This is a genomic window from Solidesulfovibrio sp. (assembly GCF_029978005.1).
Taxonomy (GTDB): Bacteria; Desulfobacterota; Desulfovibrionia; order Desulfovibrionales; family Desulfovibrionaceae; genus Solidesulfovibrio.
Genome location: NZ_JARKOZ010000046.1, coordinates 186,178 through 192,177, shown reverse-complemented (window position 1 = coordinate 192,177; position 6,000 = coordinate 186,178). Strand labels below are relative to the sequence as shown.

The 6,000-nt window shown below is 68.6% G+C and carries 6 protein-coding genes; 5 read left to right on the top strand and 1 reads right to left on the bottom strand.

The features are described 5' to 3' along the window. Positions 1 to 106 precede the first annotated feature (106 nt). Positions 107 to 805 (top strand): anaerobic ribonucleoside-triphosphate reductase activating protein, encoded by a 699-nt coding sequence (locus Q1K70_RS05655; RefSeq protein ID WP_300156744.1) that lies wholly within the window; start codon positions 107 to 109, stop codon positions 803 to 805. A 12-nt stretch (positions 806 to 817) separates the two neighbouring features. After that, complete coding sequence (gene arfB / locus Q1K70_RS05650) at positions 818 to 1,255, top strand: alternative ribosome rescue aminoacyl-tRNA hydrolase ArfB (RefSeq protein ID WP_300156742.1); 438 nt, start codon at positions 818 to 820, stop codon at positions 1,253 to 1,255. An 81-nt stretch (positions 1,256 to 1,336) separates the two neighbouring features. Here the strand turns inward: arfB and Q1K70_RS05645 are convergent, their stop codons facing one another. Further along, positions 1,337 to 3,151 (bottom strand): methyl-accepting chemotaxis protein, encoded by a 1,815-nt coding sequence (locus Q1K70_RS05645; RefSeq protein ID WP_300156740.1) that lies wholly within the window; start codon positions 3,149 to 3,151, stop codon positions 1,337 to 1,339. Positions 3,152 to 3,417: 266 nt separating this feature from the next. Between Q1K70_RS05645 and Q1K70_RS05640 the strand changes: the two genes are divergently transcribed. From Q1K70_RS05640 to Q1K70_RS05630, 3 genes are all read left to right on the top strand, one after another. Beyond that, positions 3,418 to 3,834: an SxtJ family membrane protein gene (locus Q1K70_RS05640; protein ID WP_300156738.1), complete on the top strand. Its 417-nt coding sequence runs from the start codon at positions 3,418 to 3,420 to the stop codon at positions 3,832 to 3,834. Between the two features lie 133 nt (positions 3,835 to 3,967). Further along, the gene (locus Q1K70_RS05635; protein WP_005995311.1) at positions 3,968 to 4,117 is read left to right on the top strand and encodes a DUF5989 family protein; all 150 of its coding nucleotides are present in this window, start codon (positions 3,968 to 3,970) and stop codon (positions 4,115 to 4,117) included. Between the two features lie 13 nt (positions 4,118 to 4,130). Then, the gene (locus Q1K70_RS05630) at positions 4,131 to 5,996 is read left to right on the top strand and encodes a carbamoyltransferase (RefSeq protein WP_300156733.1); all 1,866 of its coding nucleotides are present in this window, start codon (positions 4,131 to 4,133) and stop codon (positions 5,994 to 5,996) included. The last annotated feature ends 4 nt before the right edge of the window (positions 5,997 to 6,000 follow it).

Here is a 6,000-nt window from a genome sequence, read left to right as displayed (position 1 = left end):
GGGGGGGGGGGGGGGGGGGGGCCGCCCCCCCCCCCCCCCGCCACTTGACGCCGGCGGCCCGCCCGGGCCAGAGTTCCGGGACATCTTCTCGCAAGGGCCCCAAACCATGGACGGACTGACCATCGGCGGCGTGACGCCGCTTTCGAGCCTTGATTTCCCCGACGCCCTGGCCGCGGTCATCTACTGCCAGGGCTGTCCCTGGGGCTGCCCCTACTGCCACAACGAACCGCTACGCAAGATCGACGGCGAGGGCGAGCGCGACGCGGCCTCGGTGCTGTCCTGGCTGGAGAGCCGGCGGGGACTGCTCGACGCCGTGGTCTTTTCCGGCGGCGAGCCCACGCTCCAGGAGGGGCTGGCCGAGACGCTGGCCGCCGTGCGCGGGCTCGGCTTCAAGACGGGCCTGCACACCACGGGCATGTTCCCGGACGCCCTGGCCGACGTGTTGGGGCTTTGCGACTGGGTGGGGCTCGACGTGAAGGCCCCGCGCGCCGCCTACGACCGCATCACCGGCCGCGGCGGCGGCGGCGAAGCGGCCTTTGAAAGCCTCGCGCTGCTGCTGCGAAGCGCCGTCCCCTTCGAGGCCCGCACCACCTGGCATCCGGGGTTGCTTAACGAGGACGAGCTCGTGGCCCTGGCCCGGGAGCTGGCCGAGGCCGGGGCCGACCGCTGGGTCATCCAGGCCTTCCGGCCCGACGGCTGCGCCGACGAGGCCCTGGCCGCGGCCGGGACCACGGTCTTCCCCCCGGACCTCGTGGCCCGGCTGCAAGCCGCCGCGCCGCGCCTGACCATCGCCACCCGCTCCTGACCACGGACCGCCATGGACGCTTCCACCCTCTCCATTCTTCCCGGCCTCGTCATCCCTTACGACGAGCTGCGCTTCACGGCCACCACGGCCGGCGGTCCGGGCGGGCAGCACGTCAACAAGGTGAGCACCAAGGTGACGCTCCTTTTCGACGTGCAGGCCTCGCCGAGCCTGACCGAGGCGCAAAAGGCGCGCCTTTTGGCCGCCCTGGCCGGCCGCATCGGCCAGGGCGGCGTGCTGCGCCTCGTCTGCCAGTCCACGCGCAGCCAGTCCGCCAACAAGGAACTGGCCGTGGAGCGCTTCGCCGCGCTCGTGCGCGAGGCCCTGACCCCGCGCCCGCCCCGCCGCAGGACCCGGGCCACCCTGGCCTCCAAGCTGCGCCGCCTGGAAGGCAAGAAGCGGCGCGGCGCGGTCAAGCGGGACCGCGCCGGCCGGACGGACGGCGGGGACTAGACCCGACGCCGTTCCCTGTCGCGAAACGACCACGCCACGCGCCGCAGCCCGTCCCGGGTCCGCCCGTCGCCGGCCCGGCCGCTACTCCAGGGCCTCGCCCTGGTTGTTGCGGCGCATGTCGTCGATCAGCCGGCGGATGCCGCCGATCTGGCCGGCCAGTTCGTCGATGGCGATGGCCGACTGGCGCATGGCTTCGGACGTCGCCCCGGCGATGCGGCTCAGGTCGTCCACCGTGCGGTTGATCTCGTCGCTGGCGGCCGACTGCTCCTCGGCGGCCGTGGCGATGGCCCGCACCTGGTCGGCGGCGGCCTGGATCAGCTCCACCAGCGCCCCCAGGGCCTCGCCGGACTTGCGGGCCATGACCGTGGCCTCCTCGATGGCGGCGGCGGCCTGGTCCACGTTGCCCATGTTCTTTTTGGCCCCGTCCTGGATGCCGGTGATGGCCGCTTCCACCTCCTTGGTGGCGACCATGGTCTTTTCCGCGAGCTTTCTGACCTCGTCGGCCACCACGGCGAAGCCCCGCCCGGCCTCGCCGGCCCGGGCCGCCTCGATGGCGGCATTGAGAGCCAAAAGATTCGTCTGGTCGGCGATGTCGGAAATCACCGACAGGATATGCCCCGTGGATTGGGCCTGCCGGCCCAGGGCGTCCATGTCGGTCTTGAGCGCCAGGGCCTGCTCCTTGACCCGGTTGATGCCGGCCACGGCCTCGCCCACGACCCGCGACCCCTCGGCGGCGCGGTCCATGGCCGTATCCGTGGTGGCGGCGGCCTGGGCCGCGTTGCGCGACACCTCGAGCACGGTGGCGTTCATCTCCTCCATGGCCGTGGCCGCGGTCTCCAGGCGCTTGGCCTGCTCGGCCGCGCCGTCGCTCGAACTGTCCACCTGGGCCGAAAGCTCCTCCGAGGCGGAACTCACGGCCTCGACGATGCCTTGCAGCTCCCCCGCCGCCTGCAGCATGCCCTCGGCCTTGGCCCGCCTGGCCGCCTGCATGGCCTCCTCGGCCACCTTGGCGTGCCGGCGGGCGGCCTCGGCCTCCTTGTCCGCCTCCTCGCTCTTGCGGTCGGCCAGGAGGATCTTGTCCTTGAGCGCCGCGACCATGGCCGCGATGGCGTTTTTGACCGACGCCAGCTCCTGGATGAATCTCCCGCGCGGCACGGCCCCCAGGTCGCCCTCGGCCACGGCCTTGGCGTAGGACTGCAACTGGCAAAGCGGCGTGAGGATCTCGCCCTGCAAGCGCCACCAGGCAAGCCCCACCACCACCACGAGCACGCCCAGGGTGGTGACCCCGGTCGTCACGGCCGCCTCGCGCGCTTCCGCCTTGGCCCCGTCGAGGGAGGAAATGATCTCGAAGGCCCCGTGCAGCTCCCCTTCCTTCCAGCCTTCCTTGATCCCACCCACGGGATCGCGCTCGCCCTTGCTGTCGCCGTGGCAGTACAGGCATTCCTTGGTCAGTCGGATGGCCTGGTAATACCGGATGTAGTCCGCGTCCTTGATCACCATCTCCGTCAGGTTCTTGTCCCGCATCTCCGCGAGCACGCGTTGTTCCTCCGCGTTCGGCGCGTTGTGCGGATTGCGCGGCTGTTCCTTGGGCACGCGAAAGGTGAAGCCGAGCTTCCCGGCGTTCTCTTTGACCATGTTGATGGCCGTGATGACCGGCACCGCCTCTACGAGTTTGTCCCTCGGGATCTGGCCGAAGGGCCGGATGATCTCCATATCCATCTTCTTGGCCATTTCCGAACGCGCCGCCGTGGCCATGGAAACCACGCCCCGCGAGGCTTGCAGCACGGCGGCGTCGTAGGATTCGGTAATGAACCGCATGTTCACGAAATAACCGACCAAGGCCGTGAGAATGGGGCCGATCGTCACGACAAGCAGCGCCCGCTGTCTGATGGTCATTTTAACCCCCGTGAAATCATGATATCGGAAAAGCGCACAGACCCGTATTTCTCCGTAGCACAACCGCAACCCATTTGGAACTCATGAAGCCGCTTTTCGCCTCCCTTTCGGTTCTGTATCGGAAAAATAATGTTACCATATTTCCTGCCCCCGAAGCCGTCGCCGACATGGCGGCCTTGACGCCCGCCATCGGCGCGGGCTAGGGAAGCCTGTCGCAAAATCACGGCCGCGGCCGCGCCCGACGACCCATCCGGAGCACGCATCGCATGTCCTCACTGGAACAAAAGCACGCCAAGAAATCCTTCTGGCTCTCCGCCACCAAGGAACAGGCCAAGGACACGGGCATGGCCCTGGTCCTGGTCAGCCTCATCGTCTTTTTCGTCACCCGCGAGATCCGCTACGTGACCATCGCCACCGGGCTCCTGCTCCTGGACATGATCGCGCCGGCCCTTTTCAAGCCGGCGGCCAAGCTGTGGTTCGGCCTGTCCCACGTGCTCGGCACGGTCATGTCCAAGGTCATGCTTTCGCTCATCTTCTATCTGGTGCTCACGCCCATGGGCGTGGTGCGCTCGCTTCTCGGCAAGGACCCCATGCGCGCCCGCCAGTTCAAGAAAGGCGAGGGGTCCGTGTTCCGCGTCCGCGACCACCAGTTCGTCGCCGCCGACATCGAACAGCCGTTCTGACGCCCGGCCGGGGCCGCCTGCGCCATTGGCCCCGAGAGGGTATTGGGGTATCGTCCGCCCGTTTGCACGGACGCAAGACATCGCCGATCCGCCGCCGCCCTCGGGGCCGGCCGGTTCTCGTCATGGAGGAATCATGGAATTTCTACGCGAACTCTGGGGCTTTCTGCGAGTCAGGAAAAAATTCTGGCTGCTGCCCATCATCCTGGTGCTGCTGCTCTTCGGCGTCCTGGTCGTCCTGACCAGCGGCACGGCCGTGGCGCCCTTCATCTACACGCTCTTCTAGACCGGAAGCGCCCATGGCCGAATACATCCTGGGGATCTCCGCCTACTACCACGACAGCGCCGCCGCGCTCCTGCGCGACGGCGAGATCGTGGCCGCCGCCCACGAGGAGCGCTTCACCCGCAAGAAGCACGACCCGTCCTTTCCCGAACGGGCCGCCCGCTACGTGCTGGAGGAAGCCGGCATAGGCCTGTCGGAGCTGTCCGCCATCGCCTTCTACGACAAGCCCTACCTCAAGTTCGAGCGGCTCATGGAAACCTACCACGGCTTCGCCCCGCGCGGCGTGGTCAGCTTCCTGTCCGCCATGCCGGTGTGGATCAAGGAAAAGCTCTTCATGAAGAAGATGCTGTGCGAGGAACTGGCCAAGCTCGGCCAGGGCAAGCCGCGCATCCTCTTTCCCGAGCACCACCTGTCCCACGCCGCCTCGGCCTTTTACCCCTCGCCCTACCAGTCCGCCGCCATCCTCACCATCGACGGCGTGGGCGAGTGGTCCACCACCACCATCGGCGTCGGCCGCGGCAAGGACGTCACCTTCCTGCGCGAGCTCGACTTCCCCCATTCCCTGGGCCTGCTCTACTCCGCCTTCACCTACTACTGCGGCTTCAAGGTCAATTCCGGCGAGTACAAGCTCATGGGCCTGGCCCCCTACGGCATCGAGGGCTCCGAGCGGGTGGAGACGTACAAGGCCAAGATTCTGGAGGAACTGGTCGACCTGCGCCCGGACGGCTCGCTGCTCCTCAACATGGCCTACTTCGACTACGCCACCGGCCTGACCATGTGCCGCGACGGCAAGTTCGAGGCGCTTTTCGGCCTCCCCAAGCGCGCCGGCGAGTCCGAGCTCGGCCAGGAGCACATGGACATGGCGCTGGCCATCCAGCAGGTCACCGAGGAGGTGGTCATGCGCCTGGCCCGCACGGCCCGGGAGCTGACCGGCGAGAAATACCTCGTCATGGCCGGCGGCGTGGCGCTCAACTGCGTGGCCAACGGCAAGCTCCTGCGCTCCGGGGTCTTCGACGACGTCTGGATCCAGCCGGCCGCCGGCGACGCCGGCGGGGCGCTGGGCGCGGCGCTGGCCGCCTGGCACGTGCGCGGCGGCCACGAGCGCGCCCCCCTGCCCGAGGGCGCTGCCGACCGCATGGCCGGCTCGTACCTCGGCCCGCAGTTCACCCGCCGCGACGCCCTGCGCGTGGCCTCGCGAAACGACGCGCCCTGCGCCGTGTACGACGACTTCGACGCCCTTTGCGCCACGGTCGCCGACCTTCTGGCCGACGGCAAGGTGGTGGGCTGGTTCCAGGGCCGCATGGAATACGGCCCCCGGGCCCTCGGCGGCCGCAGCATCCTGGGCGATCCGCGAAACCCGGAGATGCAGAAAAAGCTCAACCTCAAGATCAAGTACCGCGAGGGCTTTCGGCCCTTCGCCCCGTCGGTGCTGGCCGAGGCCGCCTCGGACTGCTTCGAGATCGACCGGCCCTCGCCCTACATGCTCCTCGTCGCCCCGGTGGCCGAGAAGCTGCGCCAGGCGCTGCCCGAGGGCTACTGGCAAATGCCCATGTTCGAGCGCCTCTACGTGCCCCGCTCGACCCTGCCGGCCATCACCCACGTGGACTTCTCGGCCCGCATCCAGACCGTGCACGAGCGCACCAACCCGCGCTACCACAAGCTCATCAAGACCTTCGAGGCCCGCCATGGCTGCCCCGTGGTCGTCAACACGAGCTTCAACGTGCGCGGCGAGCCCATCGTGTGCACCCCTTCCGACGCCTACCGCTGCTTCATGCGCACGGAGATGGACTACCTTGTCGTCGGCGACTGCCTCTTCGACAAGGCCGCCCAGCCCGAGTACGCCGACGCCGGTGACTGGCGCGACGAATACGAGCTGGACTAGCCCG

Bases quoted from the DNA above. Each gene is read 5' to 3' on its own strand.
- Q1K70_RS05635 (WP_005995311.1), top strand. From the start codon at position 3,968: ATGGAATTTCTACGCGAACTCTGGGGCTTTCTGCGAGTCAGGAAAAAA.
- Q1K70_RS05655 (WP_300156744.1), top strand. From the start codon at position 107: ATGGACGGACTGACCATCGGCGGCGTGACGCCGCTTTCGAGCCTTGAT.
- Q1K70_RS05630 (WP_300156733.1), top strand. From the start codon at position 4,131: ATGGCCGAATACATCCTGGGGATCTCCGCCTACTACCACGACAGCGCC.
- Q1K70_RS05645 (WP_300156740.1), bottom strand. From the start codon at position 3,151: ATGACCATCAGACAGCGGGCGCTGCTTGTCGTGACGATCGGCCCCATT.
- Q1K70_RS05640 (WP_300156738.1), top strand. From the start codon at position 3,418: ATGTCCTCACTGGAACAAAAGCACGCCAAGAAATCCTTCTGGCTCTCC.
- arfB (WP_300156742.1), top strand. From the start codon at position 818: ATGGACGCTTCCACCCTCTCCATTCTTCCCGGCCTCGTCATCCCTTAC.